General features: G+C 66.2%; 16 protein-coding genes. 9 read left to right on the forward strand and 7 right to left on the reverse strand.

What is annotated here, in order from left to right:
* Positions 1-114 precede the first annotated feature (114 nt).
* From QX132_RS00990 to QX132_RS01000, 3 genes are all read left to right on the forward strand, one after another.
* Positions 115-1179 carry a ketopantoate reductase family protein gene (locus tag QX132_RS00990; RefSeq protein WP_315737760.1) on the forward strand — a complete coding sequence of 355 codons (1065 nt, stop codon included), beginning with the start codon at positions 115-117 and terminating at the stop codon, positions 1177-1179.
* Between the two features lie 102 nt (positions 1180-1281).
* Positions 1282-2295, forward strand: a complete 1014-nt coding sequence (locus QX132_RS00995; RefSeq protein ID WP_316159997.1) for a Na+-dependent transporter — start codon at positions 1282-1284, stop codon at positions 2293-2295.
* A 133-nt stretch (positions 2296-2428) separates the two neighbouring features.
* Positions 2429-3307: a transporter substrate-binding domain-containing protein gene (locus QX132_RS01000; RefSeq protein ID WP_315737759.1), complete on the forward strand. Its 879-nt coding sequence runs from the start codon at positions 2429-2431 to the stop codon at positions 3305-3307.
* A 127-nt stretch (positions 3308-3434) separates the two neighbouring features.
* Here the strand turns inward: QX132_RS01000 and QX132_RS01005 are convergent, their stop codons facing one another.
* The 5 genes from QX132_RS01005 to QX132_RS01025 all read right to left on the reverse strand — a co-directional run bounded on the left by QX132_RS01005 (position 3435) and on the right by QX132_RS01025 (position 7668).
* The gene (locus tag QX132_RS01005) at positions 3435-4103 is read right to left on the reverse strand and encodes an amino acid ABC transporter permease (protein ID WP_315755635.1); all 669 of its coding nucleotides are present in this window, start codon (positions 4101-4103) and stop codon (positions 3435-3437) included.
* Between the two features lie 31 nt (positions 4104-4134).
* A complete protein-coding gene (locus tag QX132_RS01010) occupies positions 4135-5385 on the reverse strand; it encodes an FAD-dependent oxidoreductase (protein WP_316159875.1) in 1251 nt (416 codons plus the stop codon).
* Positions 5386-5407: 22 nt separating this feature from the next.
* Positions 5408-6166, reverse strand: a complete 759-nt coding sequence (locus tag QX132_RS01015; protein WP_315798515.1) for an SDR family NAD(P)-dependent oxidoreductase — start codon at positions 6164-6166, stop codon at positions 5408-5410.
* A 158-nt stretch (positions 6167-6324) separates the two neighbouring features.
* Positions 6325-6654 carry a hypothetical protein gene (locus tag QX132_RS01020; protein WP_315798514.1) on the reverse strand — a complete coding sequence of 110 codons (330 nt, stop codon included), beginning with the start codon at positions 6652-6654 and terminating at the stop codon, positions 6325-6327.
* A 72-nt stretch (positions 6655-6726) separates the two neighbouring features.
* Positions 6727-7668 carry a GlxA family transcriptional regulator gene (locus QX132_RS01025; RefSeq protein WP_315737754.1) on the reverse strand — a complete coding sequence of 314 codons (942 nt, stop codon included), beginning with the start codon at positions 7666-7668 and terminating at the stop codon, positions 6727-6729.
* A gap of 172 nt (positions 7669-7840) precedes the next feature.
* Here QX132_RS01025 and QX132_RS01030 point away from each other — a divergent pair, with 172 nt between their 5' ends.
* On the forward strand, positions 7841-8539 hold the full coding sequence (locus QX132_RS01030) for a DJ-1/PfpI family protein (RefSeq protein ID WP_315737753.1): 699 nt from the start codon (positions 7841-7843) through the stop codon (positions 8537-8539).
* Between the two features lie 90 nt (positions 8540-8629).
* Here the strand turns inward: QX132_RS01030 and QX132_RS01035 are convergent, their stop codons facing one another.
* Positions 8630-9040, reverse strand: a complete 411-nt coding sequence (locus QX132_RS01035) for an NADH:ubiquinone oxidoreductase subunit NDUFA12 (RefSeq protein WP_315738307.1) — start codon at positions 9038-9040, stop codon at positions 8630-8632.
* Positions 9041-9202: 162 nt separating this feature from the next.
* Between QX132_RS01035 and QX132_RS01040 the strand changes: the two genes are divergently transcribed.
* The 3 genes from QX132_RS01040 to QX132_RS01050 all read left to right on the forward strand — a co-directional run bounded on the left by QX132_RS01040 (position 9203) and on the right by QX132_RS01050 (position 15142).
* Positions 9203-9868 (forward strand): BA14K family protein, encoded by a 666-nt coding sequence (locus QX132_RS01040; RefSeq protein WP_316159876.1) that lies wholly within the window; start codon positions 9203-9205, stop codon positions 9866-9868.
* Positions 9869-10323: 455 nt separating this feature from the next.
* Entirely contained in the window at positions 10324-12642 is a 2319-nt protein-coding gene (locus QX132_RS01045; RefSeq protein ID WP_316159877.1) for a CHASE3 domain-containing protein, read from the forward strand.
* Positions 12643-12856: 214 nt separating this feature from the next.
* Positions 12857-15142, forward strand: coding sequence for a CHASE3 domain-containing protein (locus QX132_RS01050; protein ID WP_316159878.1), 2286 nt, complete (start codon positions 12857-12859; stop codon positions 15140-15142).
* Here the strand turns inward: QX132_RS01050 and QX132_RS01055 are convergent.
* Positions 15105-15998 (reverse strand): DMT family transporter, encoded by an 894-nt coding sequence (locus QX132_RS01055; protein ID WP_315737749.1) that lies wholly within the window; start codon positions 15996-15998, stop codon positions 15105-15107. The two genes, QX132_RS01050 and QX132_RS01055, sit on opposite strands and share 38 nt — an antisense overlap.
* A gap of 831 nt (positions 15999-16829) precedes the next feature.
* On the opposite strand from QX132_RS01055, the gene QX132_RS01060 reads away from it, so the two are divergent.
* Both QX132_RS01060 and QX132_RS01065 read left to right on the forward strand, forming a co-directional pair.
* Complete coding sequence (locus tag QX132_RS01060; protein WP_316159879.1) at positions 16830-20603, forward strand: vitamin B12-dependent ribonucleotide reductase; 3774 nt, start codon at positions 16830-16832, stop codon at positions 20601-20603.
* 254 nt (positions 20604-20857) lie between these two features.
* Entirely contained in the window at positions 20858-21031 is a 174-nt protein-coding gene (locus QX132_RS01065) for a hypothetical protein (RefSeq protein WP_315780564.1), read from the forward strand.
* The last annotated feature ends 195 nt before the right edge of the window (positions 21032-21226 follow it).

Raw genomic sequence — 21226 nt, forward strand, 5'->3', positions numbered from 1 at the left:
TTACCGCCTCCGTCCGCCCCTGCGGGGCGCCTGACGGACTCTTCGGTGCGGCTGGATCGCCAACAAGAAACGCGAACGCAAAATCTCGAACCGATCTCTGGGGACGACCAAGGTATGGCACGCAACATTCTGATTCTCGGGGCTTCCTACGGCTCCCTCCTCGGCACCAAGCTGCTGATGGCCGGCCACAACGTGACGCTGGTCTGCCGCAAGAAGACCGCCGAGCTGATCAACCGCGACGGCACGGAGGTCCGCATCAAGCTGCGCGACGAGCCGGCGCATCGCTCGATCTTCTCGCGCGACCTGCCGGGCAAGCTCGACGCGGCCACGCCGGATAGCGTCGACCTGTCGCGCTACGACCTGGTTGGTCTTGCGATGCAGGAGCCGCAATACACCAACCACACCATTCGCGTGCTGATGGTGAAGATCGCCGAGGCCGGGCTGCCGTGCCTGTCGATCATGAACATGCCGCCGCTGCCCTATCTCAAGCGCATCCCGGCGCTCGCCAACGTCGACCTCGACGAGGCCTACACCAACCCCGCGGTGTGGGAACGCTTCACGCCCGGGCTGGTCACGCTGTGCTCGCCGGATCCGCAGGCCTTCCGTCCGCCGGAGGAAGCCGCCAACGTGCTGCATGTCGGCCTGCCGACCAACTTCAAGGCCGCCGCCTTCGAGGACGAAAAGCACAATGCGCTGCTGCGTGAGCTGGAGCGCGACATCGACGCGGTCAGGCTCGACGGCCAGGACGTGCCGGTGAAGCTGAAGGTGTTCGACTCGCTGTTCGTGCCGCTGGCGAAGTGGTCGATGCTGCTCACCGGCAACTATCGCTGCATCACGCGCGGCGAGCCGCAGGCGATCCGTGATGCCGTTCATGGCAATCTCGCCCAGTCGAAATCGATCTACGAGCACGTCGATGCCATCGCGCGCAAGCTCGGCGCAGATCCGAGCGACCAGGTGCCGTTCGAAAAATACGCCAAGGCGGCCGAGAGCCTGCTCAAGCCGTCGTCGGCCGCGCGCGCCGTCGCCGCGGGCGCGCCGTTCATCGAGCGCGTCGACCTTCTGGTGAAGCTGATCTCGCAGCAGCTCGGCATGCCCAATGCCGAGATCGACCAGACGGTGCAGACCGTCGACTTCAAGCTCAACGAGAAGATCGTGGTCGGCGGCTCCAGCGCGCAGTGATGAGCAGGCGCCGACATCGTCCGTAACCAGATGTGACTTTGCATGAACGCGCGGCCAACGCATGGTTCGCGCGTTCATTGAATCACAGCGTTCGGAATGAAGATGCCGTCCTTCGGGCCTCTCGCTTTTCCTCTGCAGGCCCTGAGCTGGCTCGGCAATCAGGGCACCCGCGCCATCGTCGCGGTGCTGCTGCTGGCGATCGCCGTGCCGCCGCTCGGCGAGCTGGCGCGACCCTACGTCACGCACGCGATCTTCCTGCTGCTCTGCATCTCGTTCATGCGCGTCGACGTCGCGATGCTAACAGCGCATCTGCGCCGCCCGCTGCTGGTGGTGGCCGCGACGGCCTGGACCACGATCGCCGTGCCGGCGCTGGTCGGCTCGATCGGGCGCATCACGGGCGTCGATGCCACAGCGCCCGACCTGTATCTCGCGCTGATGCTGCAGGGGACGGCCTCGCCGATGATGGCCTCGCCCGCGCTCGCCGCGCTGATGGGGCTCGACGCGACACTCGTTCTCATCACGCTGGTGACCTCGACCGCGCTGGTGCCGCTGACGGCACCGCTGTTCGCCTATGTGTTCCTGGGCGAGACGCTGTCACTGTCTCCGGCCGCGCTCGGGCTGAAGCTCGCCGCCATCCTTGCGGGCGCGCTGGCTGCGGCCGCCGCGATCCGCCTTGCCTTCGGCATCGATACGATCCGCCGCCATCGCGCGCCGATCGACGGCTTCAACGTCCTCATCCTGTTCGTGTTCGCCTCCGCCATCATGGCTCATTTCCTGGCCGACCTGGCCGCGAGCCCGTTCCGCATGCTGGGACTGGCGCTGCTCGCCTTCGCCGTGTTCTTGCTGTTGCTTGGTACCACGATGCTGCTGTTTCGCGGCGCGGGCCGCGAACGCGCCATGGCGCTCGGCATGATGGTGTCGCTGCGCAACATGGGGCTGATGCTGGCGGCGACCGAGGGCGCGATCCCGGGCACCACCTGGCTGTATTTCGCGATGAGCCAGTTCCCGATTCACCTTGCCCCGCAGTTGCTGCGGCCGCTCGCCGAGCGCCTGCGTCCCAAGGCGCTTCCATCTGGCGGGACCGATCACGGCTTGACCAGCCCTGCATCGGAATGAGGCAAAGCAGCAACGGCATGCGGCCGCTTCGGCATGACGCGACGGCCAGCCGCTTACTATCAAGGCCGACATGGTTGTTGCTGGCGTGCAAGGCCGGCGCTACGCTCCGTGCCTGTTGGTGCAGGAGGATTATGTGACCACGTCAGACGATCAGAAAATTTCCGAAGACCGCCGCGATGCGCTGCGCTACGCGCTCGCCATCGGCTCCGGTGCCGCGCTCGCGTCCGCCATGACGACGACGCCCGCCTCGGCGCAAGCGGCCGACAACACGCTCGACCGCGTCCGCGCCAACAAGGTGCTGCGCATCGCCGTGCTGCCGGGCGAGCTGCCCTATTTCAACAAGGACCTCGCCTCCGGCACGTGGTCGGGCTTCTCGATCGAGATGGCCAACGACATCGCCAAGCTGCTCGACGTGAAGCTCGAATATGTCGAGTCGACCTACGGCAATTCGGTGCTCGACCTGCAGGCCGGCAAGATCGATCTCGGCTTCGCGCTGAACCCGACGCCGCAGCGCGCGCTGGTCATCGACTTCTGCGGCACGGTGTTCCCGCATCCGTTCGGCGCCATGCTGAAGAAGGGCATGGAAGCGAAGACCTGGGCCGACATCAACAAGCCGGAAGTGAAGATCGCCGTCGACGTCGGCTCGGCCAACGAGGCGGTGGCGCGCCGTTTTGCGCCGAACGCGACCATCAAGTCGCTGAAGTCGCGCGACGAGGTGATGCTGGAGATGGCCTCGGGCCGCGTCGACGTCGTCGTCAACGCGCTGATCCTGGGCCTCACCGCAATCGCCAAGAACCCCAATCTCGGCACCTACAAGATCCTGCAGTCGCCCTCGGTCGCGATCCCCTCCAGCATGGGCGTGCGCCGCGAGGCCGACAAGCGCTGGCGCGACTTCCTCGCGGTGTGGATCGACTACAACCGCGGCATCGGCCAGATGCGCGAATGGTTCGTCAAGGGCCTGGGGCTGGCCGGCGTCAAGGCCGAGGACGTGCCGGTCGAGGTGAATATCTAAGCGAAGCTACGCTCTCTCCTAGCGTCATTGCGAGGAGCGCAGCGACGAAGCAATCCAGGACCGCGCGTGCCGCCCTGGATTGCTACGCTTCGCTCGCAATGACGGAGGCATTCGATGATGTATCGCCTCACGCCTTGTCGTACGTCATGCCGCGCTCGAAGCGGCGGCCGAGCAGCGTCGCCGGAAACAGGATCGCGAAATAGATCAGCGCGATGATGGTGTAGACCTCGAGCGGCCGGTAGGTGTCGGCGTTGATCAGCGTCGCGTTGTAGACGAGATCCGGCACCGCGATCACCGACACCAGCGAGGTGTTCTTCAACTGCGTCACCGACTGGTTGACATAAGGTGCCAGCATCGGCTTCAGCGCCTGCGGCAGGATCACGAGCCGCATCATCCGCCACGGACGCAAGCCGAGCGCGCGTGCCGCATCCCACTGCCCGCGCGGCACGCTCTCGATGCTGCCGCGCACGATCTCGGCATAGAACGCCCCGGCATAGAGCGACAGCACGGTGACGGCGGCGACATGCGCCGGAATGTTGATGCCGATCACCACCGGGAATGCGTAGTAGAACCAAATGATCTGCACCAGCAGCGGCGTGCAGCGGAACAGCTCGATATAGCCGATCAGCAGCCAGTCGATCACGACCGGACGGCGCAGCCTGACGATGCCGACGACGAGCCCGATCACCGAGCCGAGCAGGATGGTGCCGAGCGTGTACGCCATGGTCCAGCCGAGCCCCACCCAGAACAGATGGCTGTACTTGGCGAGGATGGCGAAATCCCAGGTATAGTTCATCGCAGCTCCGGCGTGACGCGGTCGCGGCCCCTCACAGATACCGGCTCGGAGCAAAGGCGGAGGCGTCGAACGACGGCGTCTCGCCCGCGATCATCGCGGCGATCGCCGCGCCCGTGGCCGGCCCCGTGGTGAAGCCGATGTGCTGATTGCCGAATGCAAGCCACAGGCCGGAATGGCGCGGCGCCGGCCCGATCATCGGCAGCGAGTCCGGCAAGGTCGGCCGCGCGCCGCGCCAGGGCTGGGCCACGGCCTCGCCGAACTCGACCACGCCGCGCGCCAGCGGCACCACCTGTTCGAGCTGGGCGAAATTCGACGGCGCATCTCGATCGGTCAGCTCGACGCCGGAGGTGACGCGCACGCCGTTCTCCATCGGCGTCATCAGGAAGCTGCCTTCGGCGTCGTGGATCGGACGGTGCAGCATGCGCGCCGGATTGGGTGTGAACTCCTGGTGATAGCCGCGCTCGAACGCCATCGGCACGCGGTAGCCGAGCGACCTGAGAATGTCCGACGACCACGGCCCGAGCGCGACCACGACCTGGCGGGCGCGAATCTCGCCGTCGCCGAGCACGACACGCCAGCCGTCACCGTCGGACAGCACCGCCCTGATCTCGGACTGCCGCAGCACGCCGCCCGTGCCCTCGAACATGCGCGCATAGGCCTTGGTGACGTTGCCGGGAGAATCGACCGACGCCGTCTGGCTATGAAGCAGGCCGACCTTGTAGACCGGCAGCAAATTCGGCTCGAGCGCCGAAATGCCCTGGCGGTCGAGCAGCTCGCTCTTGATGCCGTATTCGGCCAGGAACGCCTGCTCGGCCTTGGCGGCTGCGATCGCATCGCTGCGCCACGCCTTGAGCCAGCCAGTCTCGCGGATGCGCTGCGGTTCGCCAGACCGGACGATCCAGTCGCGATGCAGCGTCAGCGAAGCGCCGATCAGGCCATGCAGCGCGGTCGCGCGCGGCTTGACGCGGGACTCCACGGCATTGGCGAGGAAGCGCAGCACCCATTCGAGGTTGCGCAGAGTCCACGATGGATCCCAGCGCACGGCCGCGCTCCGATTGCGGAGATAGGACGGCAGCGCTGAGAACAGCGAGGGCTTGTTGAGCGGAAGGATCGAACCGGAGGAGAGAATGCCGGCATTGCCGTACGATGTCTCCTCGCCCGGCGCCTTGCGGTCGACCAGCACCACCGAGAGCCCGCGCTCCCGGATGGCGTAGGCGGAGGAGACGCCGACGATCCCCGCTCCCAGCACGACCACGTCGGCTGTCTGCTGCACACGCTCCATCGTCTCTCGATCCATCTGCTGCTTACATCAGGGTCAGGCCGCCATCGACCGGCAGCACCGCGCCGGTGACGTGGCCGGCGTCTTTCGACAGCAAGAAGGCGACAGCCGCGGCGATGTCGTCGGGCTCGGCGAGGCGCTGTTGCGGATTGGCAGACGCCGCCGTCTGCCACGCGGCCGGATCGAGCGAGCCGAGCCGTCCCGCATCCTTGCGCGTATAGCCGGGCACGACGACATTCGCCGTGCCGCCGCACGCAGCCAGCTCGATGGCCAGACATTTCACCAGCGCTTCCAGCGCCGCCTTGGCGGCGGCCGAGGCCGGGAAGATGCCGCCCGGCACGAAGCGGTGCGCGACGAAGCTGGAGATCGCGACCACGCGCGCATGGGTGCTCTGCACGAGGTCCGGGAGCGCGGCGCTGGCAAGCTCATGAAAGGCCGCCGGCATCACTGCGAGCGAGCGGTCGAGCCCGTCGCGCGGCAGATCGCGAAAGCTGCGGCGGTCGGCAAAGCCAGCGGCATGCACCACCGCGTCGATCCGGCCGAAACGCGTTCGTGCCGCAGCCGCCAAACCGGTGGCAACGCCCTGCCTGGCCAGGTCACCGCAATGAAACTCGGCTTCGGCGCCGGCCTCCCGGCACGCGGCGGCGACGTCCCGCAGACGCGCGAGACCCGGTTCGTCAGCCCCCTGCCCGTGCAGCATCACGGCCTGCCCCGGCGCGGCCAGGCGGCGCGCCACGGCAGCGCCGATGCCGGCCCCGCTGCCGGTGATGATGGTGACACGCATCGCGCCCTGGTCTGCCCCTCGTTTCGCGGGGCGGACTATAGGTCCCGGACCTGCCGATGCCAACACGCGGACGGACATGCGCCGATGTCCGCCGCGCGGGACTGCCTGTTACCTCAGACGTTCGGAGCCGTCCGAGCGAAGCTGATAAAATCAGTTGCTCAGCATTTGGCGCCGACGCTGCACGTCTTGGTCGACTGGGAGATCGTGCCGCCGGCCGTGCGGCATGCGGCGGCATTGGCGTTCACGCAGGCCACCTTCACCGACGTGCAGCCCGCATGATCGTTCTTCACACATTGCGTCTCGCTATAGGTGCTCAGCACGCTGCCGCCCTTCTTGCAGACGCACATTCCGGTGAGTTCGGCCTTCGCCGCAAAAGCGCTGTCGAGACCGCCGACCGCGGCAGCAACGAATAAAATCAGGTAAAGCAATACGCGCATCGTATCCTCCATGAACAGTGGCAATGCCCTCACTATGAGCGCTTCCTGCATATTGCACAACTTTAAATTGTTTCAATAGCCGACGAGGATCTCTGCCCGCGGCTCCTCGTCCACTGATGCAGGTCAGGTGGTGACGCGTGCCGCGCGCCGCAGGGCCTGCGGCGGCTGACCGAAGGCGCGAATGAAGGCGCGACGCATCCGCTCAGGATCGCGAAAGCCGGTCGCTTCCGCCACCAGCTCGATCGGCTGATGCGAGGCCTGCACCCGATCGCGCGCCACTTCCAGCCGCAGACGCTCGATCGCCTTCGACGGCGTGGTGCCGGTCTCGGCGACGAAGGCGCGGGTGAAATGCCGCGTGCTCATGCCGGCACGCTCGGCGAGATCGTCGACGGTCAGCGGGGCATCGAGGTGCTCCCGCGCCCAGGTGAGCAGATCCGCAAAACGGCCGCTCGGCGCCTTCAGCTCCAGCAGCGAGGAGAACTGCGACTGCCCACCGCTGCGGCGATGATATAGTACGAGCTGCCGTGCCGTCTTCTGCGCGATCTCCTCGCCGTGGTCGTCGGCGACCATGGCAAGCGCGAGATCGATGCCGGCAGTGATCCCAGCCGAGCTCCAGACATTGCCGTCGCGGACATAGATGCTGTCAGGCTCGAGCTTCACATGGGGGTAGGCGCGCAGGAACTGCCGCGTGCGCTGCCAATGCGTCGTCGCGCGCCGCCCGTCCAGCAGGCCCGCTTCGGCCAGCATGAAGGCGCCGGAGCAGATGCTGGCAAGACGAGTGCCGCGCTGCGCGACCTTACGGACGAAGTTCAGCGTGCATGCGTTGCGGCTCGCCGCTTCGACGCCCTCGCCGCCGGCGATCAGCAGCGTGGTCAGCGCCGACACCGGACCGAATTTGCGCGCCAACATCTCGGCCCCCGACGACGACCGCACGGGTCCGGGCGTGGCAGCGACGACCCTGATCGATGGCGCGGCGCGCGCATAGCGCGAAGCGATCTCGAACACCGAGATCGGCCCGGCGGCGTCGAGCAACTGAAAATCGGGATAGATGAGCACGCCGATCATGGTGGATGGCTCCGTGATCTCAAGTCTGAGGTCCCAAGCCTGAGATCCCAAGTCTGAGTGCCCAGGTGTGAAATCCCAAGTCTGTCCGGAAACGAGGGAACTTTGGCATATCAGCCATCCAGCGGACCATGCAGAATGACGGCCGTCAAGCACCAGACCTGCGAGCACCGCCATGGCCCAACCGCTCTCGATCGCTCTCGTCCTGTTTCCACATCTGACCCAGCTCGATCTCACCGGTCCGGTGCAGGTGTTCTCCAGCGTGCCCGGCGCGACGCTACATCTGGCGTGGAAGAGGATCGAGCCCATTCCGACAGACTCGGTTCTCACTCTGATGCCGACCACGACCTTCGCCGACTGTCCGCAGGCGGACGTGATCTGCGTTCCCGGCGGCTTCGGCGTCGACGCCATCCTCGATGACGACGAGGTCATCGGCTTCATCCGCCGCCTGGCCGAAAAGGCCAGGTACGTCACGTCGGTCTGCACAGGCTCGCTCGCGCTCGGCGCCGCCGGCCTGCTGGATGGCTATCGCGCGGCGACCCATTGGAGCGCGCGCGAGTGCCTGCCGCTGTTCGGCGCGACCGTCAGCACCGAGCGCGTCTGCATCGACCGCAACCGGATCACCGGCGGCGGCGTCACGGCCGGCATCGACTTCGCGCTGACCCTGGTGGCGCAGTTGGTCGATCGTCAGACGGCGGAGGCGATCCAGCTCCGGCTCGAATATAATCCGGCGCCCCCTTTCACCGCCGGTTCCCCCGACACGGCACCGCCCGAAGTGGTGTCACGCATGCTGGAGCGGATCGCACCTTCCCGGAAGCGGCGGATTGCGGCGGCGGAGCATGCGGCGGCCGCCCTCAGGACCAACCCGACGTAGCGCAGGCTTGGCAGGCTCCCGAAAGCAAAAAGAGGCCGCCCGGAGCTGGGGACGGCCTCTTCCGATCGGATCATCTTGAACGAAATCGAATCAGCTGCCAGGAGTCCAGGGCTGATAATCACCGGTGGCCTTTGGCCTGCGACCGCTGGCCAAGGTCGAGCCGGCCGGGCGATACGCCAGAGCAGTCCCCGTCAGGTTCGGCTGATGCGGCTTTTCCCACTCGCGCGGCTTGTAGCTGTCCTGAGTCGGCGGCACGTCGACCATGTGATGCATCCAGGCGTGCCATTCGGGCGGAATGCGGCTGGCTTCGGCCAGGCCGTTGTAGATCACCCACCTGCGCTCGAAATGCAGCACCGGATCGATCTTGCCGCCGGCGGTCCGGTAATAGCGGTTGCCTTGTGCATCCTGCCCCACGAGCTCGCCGAACCGCCAGGTCCACAATTGCGTGCCGAAAGTCTGGCCGTTCCACCACGTGAAGAGCTTGAGAAAGAACTGTTTCATGGGCTTGGGGCCGGTTCTGTGAAGGTCCCGGCTCTGATGCCACCCCGCCCGCATCTTGTCCAGTGTTGCACCGCCTCCGCCCGCGACGATGTATCGGTTCGCGGCGGGGAACGACATCCGCGGCCTGCGGTTAGGTCATTTTCCCCTGATGGAGCGATAGCGATGACCAGACTGAAGACATGGAGCACTGCGGCGGCAGTGGCGCTGATTCTGCCGCTGGCGGCAGCGACGACGAGCTCTGCCCAGGGTCCCGGCGGCGGCGGTCGTGGTCCGGGCGGTGGTGGTGCCGCCATCGGCGGTGGCGGGGGCGGTGGCGGTGGCGCGGCTATCGGTGGTGGCGGCGGCGGCGCCGGCGGACGCGGCGGCTTTGCGGCCGGCCCGGGTGGCGGCGGCATGAGCGGCGGCAGCTTCGCCGGACGCGCAGCCGTTGGCGGCGCAGCCCTGGCGGGTCGCGGCCCGGCGGCCGGCGCCAACGTCGCCGTCAACACTGGTGGCGGCCGCGGCAACTGGAGCGGCGGCAATTGGAGTGGCGGCGGCTGGCAGGGCGGTCACCGTGGCGGCTGGCATCGCCGCGGCGGCGGCTTCTGGCCGGGTGTCGGCGTTGGCGTCGGGATCGGATTGGGTAGCAGCTATGCCTACTACAATGATCCGTATTATTACGGGCCCGACTATTACTCCGACTACTCGTACTATGACGACTCCGCGCCTGTCGCCGTCATCGGAACCGAAGGCGTCGACCCGAGCTATTGCGCACGCCGGTACCGCTCGTATGATCCGGCTTCGGGAACCTATCTCGGCTATGACGGTTTTCGCCATCCATGCCCGTAAGAGTCTGACGTAGTAGCTGCGACAATAAGGCGGCGAGGCCATGCTCGCCGCCTTTTTCGCGCCGCATTGTTGTTTGTTCTGTGTCTGAAGCGCCACGTTGCAGGCTGATTTTCGCCCATATTCCAAAATGTGCCCCGCGACATGCAGATGATCCGCCCGTTCCGGTCCAATATCGTTTGAGCTCGTGATTCTGCCCGTACGGGCCGTTTCGCAGGCTGGGTTGATATCTCTCGATGGGCACATGGATTTTCGCGGGACTCGCGCAGTGCAAACGCCGCGGGTGAGCGGCTTGGGCCTGCCACCCGCGGACGCGCCAGGAACTTCGAACAAGGAGGCGCGCCTTGCCGACATATCTTCACTGCTTGGACGCAGCTGCATCGCAACTCGGATGCATGTGGCCGGCCGCGGTGATCCCCGGCCCAGCTGGCGGACATGTCGATGATTGAGAAACGCAGATGACCTATCAGCGCCTCGCATTGGGGCTCGGTCTTGGAACGCTGCTGGCGATCGGCGCTGCGTCCACGGCGCTCGACATCAAGTCGCGCCACGACGCGGCCTGGGTGAATTCCTCGCTCGACATCCTGCAGAAGACCTCCGATCTGCGCCTGCTGCTCCGCGAAGCGGAAGCGACCTCTCGCGGCTACGCGCTCATCGCTGACGATCAGTTCAGGACGGAGTTTGCCGATGTCAGCACGAGAATCCCGGTCGCCATGGCCGAGCTGCGGCGCGCCGTGGCCGACAATCCCGAACCGCTGGAGCTTCTGACCGAGACCGAAGCCCTGATTGCCCGCAGGGTCGAGCTCGCTGCGGAGCTGATCCGGTTGCGCGCCGCCTCGGATCGTGCGGGGCTCGAAGCGCTCAGAAGCCGCGCCGAAGGCCCGGCGACCATGAGCGAGATCACGGCCCATCTCGACCGTTTCGTTGCCGATCAGCGCAAGCTGCTGACGCAGCGTTCGATGACGTCGAAGGCCACCGGATCGCTGCTGCTCACGATCGACCTGTGCGGCCTCGCGCTGCTGCTGATCATCGCCTTCTACCTCATCCGGCGGACGTATCTGCACGATCGTGCGCTGCGCGCGTCCCTGGTCCGCTCCGAAGCCGAGGCCATCTCGCTGGCGGAAAAGGCCGAGCAGCAGCATCTCGACCTGATCGCCGCCCATGAGAGGCTGCGCCATTCCGCCGACATCCTGCAGAGCACGTTCAACAGCATGGCAGAGGGCGTGCTCGTCATCGATGCCGCGGACACCGTGGTATTCTCGAACCCCGCGGTCGAACATCTGCTCGGCTACAGCCCGGGAAAGAATCTGACCGACGTCCGCGCGCACCTCCGCGTCTACGAAAGCGACGGCGTGACGCCGGTCGCCGCGCACGACCTGCCGACGCCGCGAGCCTTGCGGGGCGAGAGCTTCGACCGCCGCGAGCTGATCGTCTACCGGCCCGACCGGGACGAGACGCTGCGGCTGATGATCTCCGGCCGCCCGCTGCGCGACGCCGCCGGCGGCATTACCGGCGCGGCGATGGTCTATCACGACATCACTACGGCGCACGAGACCGAGCGGCTGCTGCAGCAGGCGCAGAAGCTGGATGCAATCGGCAAGCTCACCGGCGGCGTCGCACACGACTTCAACAACATGCTGACGATCATTACCGGCACCATCGAGACGCTGGCCGACGAGGTGAAAGACCGCCCCGCCGCCGCGGCGACCGCCGCGCTGATCGGACAGGCGGCAGACCGCTGCACCGAGCTGATCCGGCATCTGCTCGCCTTCGCCCGCAAGCAGCCGCTGCATCCGCGCGACAGCGACGTCAACAGCACGATCCTCGACATCGCAAAGCTGCTGCGTCCGACGCTTGGCGAGCAGATCGAGATCAACTCGATCCTCGAAGAGGAGACGCTGATCACGCATATCGACTCGGCGCAGCTCGCCAACTCGCTGGTCAACATGGCGATCAACGCCCGCGACGCGATGCCCAATGGCGGCAAGCTGCTGCTGGAATCGCGCCGGGTGGAGCTCGATGAGGCCTATGCCTCAGCCAACGCCGGCGCGACTCCCGGATCCTATGTCATGGTCGCCGTCAGCGACACGGGTACTGGCATGTCGCCGGAGGTCCGCGACCGCGCCTTCGAGCCCTTCTTCACGACGAAGGAAGCCAGCAAGGGCTCCGGCCTCGGCCTCAGCATGGTCTATGGCTTCGTCAAGCAATCCGGCGGCCACATCAAGATCTACAGCGAGGAAGGACGGGGCACCACGATCCGGCTCTACATCCCCACACCCAAGGGACAGGCTGCGAGCCCCGCTCCGCCCGAGCCGCCGCCGCCGCGCGGCGAGGAGACGATCTTCATCGTCGAGGACGATCCACTGGTGCAGGATTTCGTCGTCACGCAGTTGCAGAGCCTCGGCTACAAGACCATCACCGCATCGACCGGAGTCGAGGCGCTGGCCAAGATCCACTCCGGCCAAAGCTTCGATCTCCTCTTCACCGACGTCATCATGCCCGGCGGCGTCAACGGCAAGGAGCTCGCCGAGGAGGCGCTGCGGCAGCGACCCGGCACCAAGGTGCTGTACACGTCCGGCTATACCGACAATGCGATGGTCGAGCACGGCCGCCTCGACCAGGCGGCGCTGCTGCTCACCAAGCCCTATCGCAAGTCGGAGCTCGCCAAGATGGTGCGGCTCGCGCTGGCCGGCGCCGCCGCGGACGCCTTGGCCGATGATGCCTTGGCCGAGAACGCCTTTTCCGAGGAGGCGCCGACGCGCGCTCACTTCTCCTGACTTGACCATCGCGCGGATTGGAACTGCAATCATCACGGAGCTCGGCGCCACAAATTCCGATGGAGACCTACCCCATGCAATTGGCAGGACGCGACGCGCTGCTTACAACTCACGACATTGGCTGACCGAACTATTCGCCATACACGATAGGGCAAGTCATAGTCACGATGCTGCTTGATCGACCGAGCGCATCCCGCGCCATTGGAAGCCACCGATGATCCGCCAGCGCGTGGTCATCAGGCTCGGCCTTGGAACTCTGCTCGCGATCGGCGCCGCGTCGACGGGGCTGGACATCAAGGCGCGCAACGATACCGCCCTGGTCGAGCACACGATGGAGGTGCTGGAGAAATCCTCCGAGCTCCGCGTCCTGCTGCGGCAGGCAGAAGCGGCCTCGCGCGGCTTCGCATTGTCCGGAGCCGACCGGTTCATCACCGAGCTTCGGGAGACGAGCGGACTTATCCCTGCGGCCTGGGCGGACCTGCAGGGGCTCGTCCGGGATAATTCCTCGCAGCGCGAGCGGCTGCGATCGATTGACGGCATCGTGCAGCGGCGCATCCAGCTTGCCGGCGAGCTGATCCGTCGTCACGCGGCGAACGATCGCGACGGCCTGCAGGCGGCGGCGGCGAGCGCAGCCGGTCCGGCGGCGATGACGACGATGAACCAGGCGCTCGACGCCTTCACCGACGACGAGCGCCGGCTGCTGGCGGACCGTGCCACGATCTCGCGACGGACCGGATCCTGGCTGCTGGCGATCGACCTCGCCGGCGTCGGGCTGCTGCTCCTGATGTCGGCCTATCTCGTCCGGCGCGCTCAACTTTCCGACCGGGCGCTGCGCTCGTCCCTCACCCGGTCGCAGGAGACCGCGACCTCGCTGGAAGCCCAGGCCGTGCAGCAGCGCGGCGATCTCGCCGCCGCCTATGACGGGCTGCGCCGCTTCTCCGCCATTCTCACAAACACCTTCAACAGCATGGCCGAGGGCGTCCTCGTCGTCGATCCCGAAGGCACGATCATGCTGTCGAACCAGGCGGTGGGACGTTTCTTGGGAACGAATGTGGGCGAGACCTTCGTCGAGATGCTGGCCGCAAACGAGTTCTACGAGAGCGACGCCGTCACCCGCATCGTCGACGAGGAGCTCCCGATCGCGTGCGCCTTGCGCGGGCTGTCGTTCGACCGCCGCGAGGTCGTGGTCAAGCCGACCGACGGCCGGCCGCAGTTTCGCCTGATGGTCAGCGGGCGGCCGCTGCGCAATTCCGCAGGCGCGATCAGCGGCGCGGCGCTGGTGTATCACGACGTCACCGACGTGCATGAGACCGAGCGCCTGCTGCAGCAGGCGCAGAAGCTCGATGCCATCGGCAAGCTCACCGGCGGCGTCGCGCACGACTTCAACAACATGCTGACGATCATCACCGGGTCGATCGAGGTCCTGATCGACGCGGTGCAGGACCGGCCGGCGGCGGCCGAGTTCGCAGCCCTGATCGGCAGGGCCACCGATCGCTGCACCGAGCTCATCCGGCATCTGCTCGCCTTCGCCCGCAAGCAGCCGCTACGTCCGCGCGACATCGACGTCAACGCCACGGTGGAGGACATCGCCAAGCTGCTGCGGCCGACCCTCGGCGAGCAGGTCGAGATCAGGACCGTTCTTGCCGACGAGGATCTCATCGCTCATGTCGATTCCGCGCAGCTCGCGAACGCGCTGGTCAACATGGCGATCAACGCGCGCGATGCGATGCCCGACGGCGGCAGGCTGCGCCTGGAGACGATGAAGACCGCGCTCGACGAGGCCGACGCAGCCGCCAATCCCGGCATCGTGCCCGGCTCCTACGTCATGGTCGCGGTCAGCGACACCGGCAGCGGCATGCCGCGGGAGGTGAAGGACCGCGCCTTCGAGCCGTTCTTCACCACCAAGGATGCCGGCAAGGGCTCCGGTCTCGGCCTCAGCATGGTCTATGGCTTCGTCAGGCAGTCCGGCGGCCACCTCAAGCTTCAGAGCGAGCAGAACCGCGGCACGACGATCCGGCTCTATCTGCCGGCGGCTCAGGCGGTGCAGCAGATCGAGCCGGAGCACGAGCAGGCGCTGCCGCATGGCCGCGAGACGATCCTGGTGGTCGAGGACGATCCGCTGGTGCGCGACTTCGTGCTCGCCCAGTTGCAGGGCCTCGGCTACACCACCCTCGTCGCCTCGCAGGCCACGGAGGCGCTGGCCATCGCCGCGCAGAGCCAGCCCTTCGACCTGCTGTTCACCGACGTCATCATGCCCGGCGGCATCAGCGGCCGGCAGCTGGCCGAAACCATGATGACGACGCGCCCCGCGCTCCGGGTGCTCTACACCTCCGGCTATACCGACGATGCGATCGCCGAGAACCGGCAGCTTGTGCCGGGCGCGCTGCTGCTGACCAAGCCCTATCGCCGCGCCGAGCTCGCGCAGACGGTGCGGCAGGCGCTGAACGGCAGGCCGGCTGACGCTAGCCGCGGGTCGCCATCGCCACCGCAGCCAGCGTGAAGGCCAACGCGGCCACCTGCCCTGCCCCGAGCGGCTCGCGCAGCGCGATCGCGGAGGCCAAGACACCGATCACCGGCACCGCCATGGTGCCGATCGCCGCGACGGAAGCCGGCAGCCGCGACAGCGCCGCGAACCACGCGACATAGGCGACGCAGAACTGGATCACGGTGGAATAGAACATCAGCGCCCAGTCGAGCTGGTCGAGCTTCGTCCAGTCGGAGTGCTCGACCGCGAATCCGACGATCACGATCGGCACGCAGCCGATGCCGATCTGCCAGGCCGCCGCCGACAGCGGCGGCAGCCTGATCGGGAGCTTCTTGGCCATGACCGTGCCGAGCGCGAAGCCGAACGCGCCGCCGAGCACCATCAGGATGCCCGGCAGCTTGTCGCGGCTGGCGGTGAGCCCGTTGCTGCCCATGATCGAGGCCAGCCCCGCGAAGGCCAGCACCAGCGCGAGCACGCGCAAGAGCGTCGGCCGCTCGCCCAGGATCGGCCACGCCAGCAGCGAGGCCCACACCGGCATGGTGTAGGCGATCAGCGCCGCCTCGCTGGCCGGCAGCCACAGCAGCGCCAGCCCCATCAGCACCATCCAGGCGGTGACGTTGAGCATCCCGGCCAGGATGAGCCGCGGCCAGACCTCGCGCGGCACGTCAAGGCTCTGGCTGCGGATGACGGCCAGCAGCGCCAACAGCAGCGCGCCGACCACCCCGGTGGTGCCGCGCAGGGTCAGGGGCGGCAGCACGCCGACCAGGTGCTTGGTGACCGGCCAGTTGAAGCCCCAGCCAAGCGAGGTGATGGCGAGGAACATCAGCCCGGCGGGCGTGATCCGCCCGCTGGCCACTGGCTTGTCTGTCATGGAATCACCGGCGCCGTCCGTGGGACGATGAGCTTGCCGGCGTTTTTCCGGCCACACCAGGGATTGTGGGGCATGCCTGCCCCGCGAACGCTCCGTAGGCGCCCGTGAGTCCCGCCGATGCAAGCAAAACACGCCGTCCGCACGCGAATAAATCTGCCCCTGTGAACAGCGGGACGAAGCCCTGTGGACAGCGCTCCGGGCAAATTTTTTCGGTTTCGAATCCGCGAGGACTCGCCGATAGTTACGGCCATCACGGTACCGGCACGCGCCCTGGTTTTCCCGTACTTTCCCCCATATTTAGTGTTTGGTTAGGGAACCCCCACTAGTCCTTGACGGGGGAAGCGGAGTCGTCCTAGCTTCCGGCCCGGTTCGGCGCACAGTCAGTTTCGGGTCTGGCCGGCCGCTTCCCAGCAGGGTTCGAGGACAATCACGCTCTTTGGCCAGCCGGCCCGGCGTGCGGGGCCTCGTCTGTCCCAAGCTGGGACGGTGGCAACCGGTGTCCCCTTAAGGGAACCCCACTAGATATGGGGGCTCCCCTGCGGTGATGACGGAGCCGGATGGCGGGCGTGATGCGTTGAGAGCGTGATGCGTTGAGACGTCGGCGCGGGCAGCGGACGGGCTGCACGGGCCGGCGAGGAAAGACGGGGCGAGACGCCGGTCAACGGCGCAAGGCCTTCGCCTTCGAGGCTGAACAGATGCGGACCGGGCAACCGGTTGAACTGCGGCGGCAGACGAATTTTCCGGCAGCGTCCGGGGACTTCCAGCCGTCGCCCTTGGATGCAATGATCCCGGCCGCCAAGCGCGGTCCGGCAAGAACTATTGGGGCTCGCGATGCGGATTGAACGGCGCAACACCACCGAAGGACAGTCGCCCTATGCAGGGATCGACTTCCGCCTGACCACGTCCGAGATCAAGAATCCGGATGGCTCCGTGGTGTTCCGGCTCGAGAATGTCGAGGTGCCCGAGTTCTGGTCGCAGGTCGCCTCCGACGTGCTGGCGCAGAAGTATTTCCGCAAGGCGGGCGTCGCCGCACGCCTGAAGAAGGTCGAGGAAGAGACCGTGCCGTCCTGGCTGTGGCGCTCGGTGCCGGACACCGAGGCGCTGGCCGCTCTCCCTGAGAACGAGCGCTACGGCAGCGAGCGCTCGGCCAAGCAGGTGTTCGACCGCCTGGCCGGCTGCTGGACCTATTGGGGCTGGAAAGGCAGCTACTTCTCGTCGGAGGAGGACGCGGTCGCGTTCTATGACGAGCTGCGCTTCATGCTCGCCAAGCAGATGGTCGCGCCGAACTCGCCGCAATGGTTCAACACCGGCCTCCATTGGGCCTACGGCATCGACGGCCCCGGCCAGGGCCACTATTACGTCGACTACAAGACCGGCAAGCTGACCAAGTCGAAATCGTCCTACGAGCATCCGCAGCCGCACGCCTGCTTCATCCAGGGCGTCGAGGACGACCTCGTCAATGACGGCGGCATCATGGACCTGTGGGTGCGCGAGGCGCGCCTGTTCAAATACGGCTCCGGCACCGGCTCCAACTTCTCGCGGCTGCGCGGCGAAGGCGAGAGGCTGTCGGGCGGCGGCCGCTCGTCCGGCCTGATGAGCTTCCTCAAGATCGGCGACCGCGCCGCCGGCGCGATCAAGTCGGGCGGCACCACCCGCCGCGCCGCCAAGATGGTGGTGGTCGACGCCGACCATCCGGACATCGAGGCCTATATCGACTGGAAGGTGAAGGAGGAGCAGAAGGTCGCCGCGCTGGTCACCGGCTCCAAGATCAACCAGAAGCACCTCAAGGCCGTGATGAAGGCCTGCGTCAATTGCGAGGGCTCCGGCGACGACTGCTTCGATCCCGAGAAGAACCCTGCCCTGCGCCGCGAGATCAAGCTCGCGCGCCGCGCGCTGGTGCCCGACAACTACATCAAGCGGGTCATCCAGTTCGCCAAGCAGGGCTACAAGGACATCGACTTCCCGATCTACGACACGGACTGGGATTCTGAGGCGTATCTGACCGTCTCCGGCCAGAACTCCAACAACTCGGTGTCGCTGAAGGACGACTTCCTGCGCGCGGTCGAGACCGACGGCGACTGGAATCTGATCGGCCGCACCAACAAGAAGGTCGTCAAGACGCTGAAGGCCAGGGACCTCTGGGAGAAGATCGGCCACGCCGCCTGGGCCAGCGCCGATCCCGGCCTGCACTTCAACACCACGATGAACGATTGGCACACCTGCAAGGCGTCCGGCGACATCCGCGCGTCCAATCCGTGCTCGGAATACATGTTCCTGGACGACACGGCGTGCAACCTGGCCTCGGCCAACCTGCTGACCTTCTACAACACGGAAACGAAGCACTTCGACGTCGGCGCCTATGAGCATCTCTGCCGGCTCTGGACGGTCGTGCTCGAGATCTCCGTGCTGATGGCGCAGTTCCCGTCGAAGGCGATTGCCGAGCTGTCCTACGAGTTCCGCACGCTCGGCCTTGGCTACGCCAACATCGGCGGCCTCTTGATGACCATGGGCCTGCCCTACGACAGCAAGGAAGGCCGCGCGCTGTGCGGCGCGCTGTCGGCGATCATGACCGGCATTGCGTACAAGACCTCGGCCGAGATGGCCGGCGAGCTCGGCCCCTTCCCCGGCTACAAGAAGAACGCCGCACACATGCTGCGCGTCATCAAGAACCATCGCCGCGCCGCGCGCGGCGAGGCGACCGGCTATGAGGCGCTCTCGGTCGCGCCCGTGCCGCTCGATCACGCCCACTGCCCGCAGGTCTCGCTGGTCAGCCACGCCATCCAGGCCTGGGACGACGCGCTCGCGCTCGGCGAGACCAACGGCTATCGCAACGCCCAGGTCACCGTGGTCGCCCCCACCGGCACCATCGGCCTGGTGATGGATTGCGACACCACCGGCATCGAGCCTGATTTCGCGCTGGTGAAGTTCAAGAAGCTGGCCGGCGGCGGCTACTTCAAGATCATCAACCGCGCCGTGCCGGCGGCGTTGCGCGTGCTCGGCTATCGCGAGAGCGAGATCGCCGAGATCGAGGCCTATGCGGTCGGCCACGGCTCGCTGTCGAACGCCCCCGGCGTCAACGCCACCACCCTGAGGGCCAAGGGCTTTACCGACGAAGCCATCGCCAAGGTCGAGAAGGCGCTGCCGACCGCGTTCGACATCAAGTTCGTGTTCAACAAGTGGACGCTCGGCGAGGACTTCATCGTCAAGCAGCTCGGCGTCACCACTGATGCGATCGCCGCCCCCACCTTCGACCTGCTCACCGCGATCGGCTTCACCAAGCGCGAGATCGAGGCCGCCAACGTGCACATCTGCGGCGCGATGACGGTCGAGGGCGCCCCGCATCTGAAGGCGGAGCACTACGCGGTGTTCGATTGCGCCAACCCCTGCGGCAAGATCGGCAAGCGCTATCTCTCGGTCGAGAGCCACATCCGCATGATGGCGGCGGCGCAGCCGTTCATCTCGGGTGCGATCTCCAAGACCATCAACATGCCGAACGACGCCACGGTCGAGGACTGCAAGGCGGCGTATCTGCTGTCGTGGAAGCTTGCGCTGAAGGCCAACGCGCTCTACCGCGACGGCTCGAAGCTGTCGCAGCCGCTCAACTCGCAGCTCATCGCCGACGACGAGGACGAGGACGATGCGGTCGAGTCCTTCTACGAGAAGCCGATGGCCGCGCGCGCCACGCAGGTTTCGGAGAAGATCGTCGAGAAGCTGGTCGAGCGCATCGTCGTGATGCGCGAGCGCGAGAAGATGCCGGATCGCCGCAAGGGCTACACCCAGAAGGCGGTCGTCGGCGGCCACAAGGTGTACCTGCGCACCGGCGAGTATGATGACGGCCGCCTCGGCGAGATCTTCATCGACATGCACAAGGAGGGCGCGGCGCTGCGCTCCTTCATCAACAACTTCGCCATCGCGGTGTCGCTGGGTCTTCAATACGGCGTGCCGCTGGAGGAGTATGTCGACGCCTTCACCTTCACCCGCTTCGAGCCGGCCGGCCCGGTGCAGGGCAACGACAGCATCAAATACGCGACGTCGATCCTCGACTACGTGTTCCGCGAGCTCGCCGTCAGCTACATGTCGCGCTTCGACCTCGCCCATGTCGACCCCTCCGAGAGCAACTTTGACGCGCTCGGCCGCGGCGTCGACGAAGGCAAGCCGTCGGAGGACGGGAGCCAGCAGGCCACGAAGTACGTGTCGCGCGGCCTGACCCGCTCCCGCACCGACAATCTCGTCGTGATGCGCGGCGGCTCCTCGTCACCCTCCCCTGCAGGGGGAGGGTCGATCGGAAGCGCAGCTTCCGATCGGGGTGGGGTGACTGTCACCGCCCTCTCCCATGCCCGCGCCGGCGACGCCATCGACGGCGCCGTCGCCCTGAAGCAGGAGCCGCAGCACGACCTCTCGCCGACCGAGAAGCTCGAGGCCCTGCAATGGAGCAAGGCCGGTACGGCGAACACGCAAGTCGCCTCCAAGGCCGAACGCCGCGCCGAAGCCAAGGCCAAGGGCTACGAAGGCGAGATGTGCTCGGAGTGCGGCAACTTCACCCTGGTGCGGAATGGCACCTGTATGAAGTGCGATACGTGCGGAAGCACGACGGGGTGTTCTTAATACAAGGCACCGCCTGCTGCTCAGCGCAGCAGATAACGTATGAATGACAACAAGAGTTTGCGGCGAGCCCTGAGCTTCGCCGCAAGCTGCTAAGACGAACGAAAAGTGAATCAACGTATCCGACTAGCAATATGCAATGGCAAGCAATGGCGAGCGTTACGTCCTTCCCATAACCCGCGGAGATCCAGCCAAGGTACTGGCGGCGACAAATCATTTGTCGGACGGAGCCTTGGTCTTTCGACAGGAGAGCCAATATGGCTACCAATCCTCCCAAGGGTGACGGCCACCGCAACGGTGCCGTTCGCGATCGTTCGCAGGTCTACAATCCCAAGACCGAAAACTGGACCAAACGCGATTCTGACACTGGTCGCTTCATTGACCAGAAGGCTGACGACAAGCCGTTCAAGGGGGTTCGGAAAGAGAAGTGAAACATCTCGCGGGCGACTCGATAAAGCAGCACCATCGGATGGGTTTGGCGAAAGGCTAAGCCCATCCCAGTATCCGGGAATGACTATCTAATCCAGCGAGCATAGGCACTATCATTTCGGTCACTCACGTCCGCTCATATGACGATACGATGCGGTCGCTCTGGCCAAACGACGTATGCGCGGCTGGGAAGTATT

It is taken from the genome of Bradyrhizobium sp. SZCCHNRI20481, assembly GCF_032485055.1.
Taxonomy (GTDB): Bacteria; Pseudomonadota; Alphaproteobacteria; order Rhizobiales; family Xanthobacteraceae; genus Bradyrhizobium.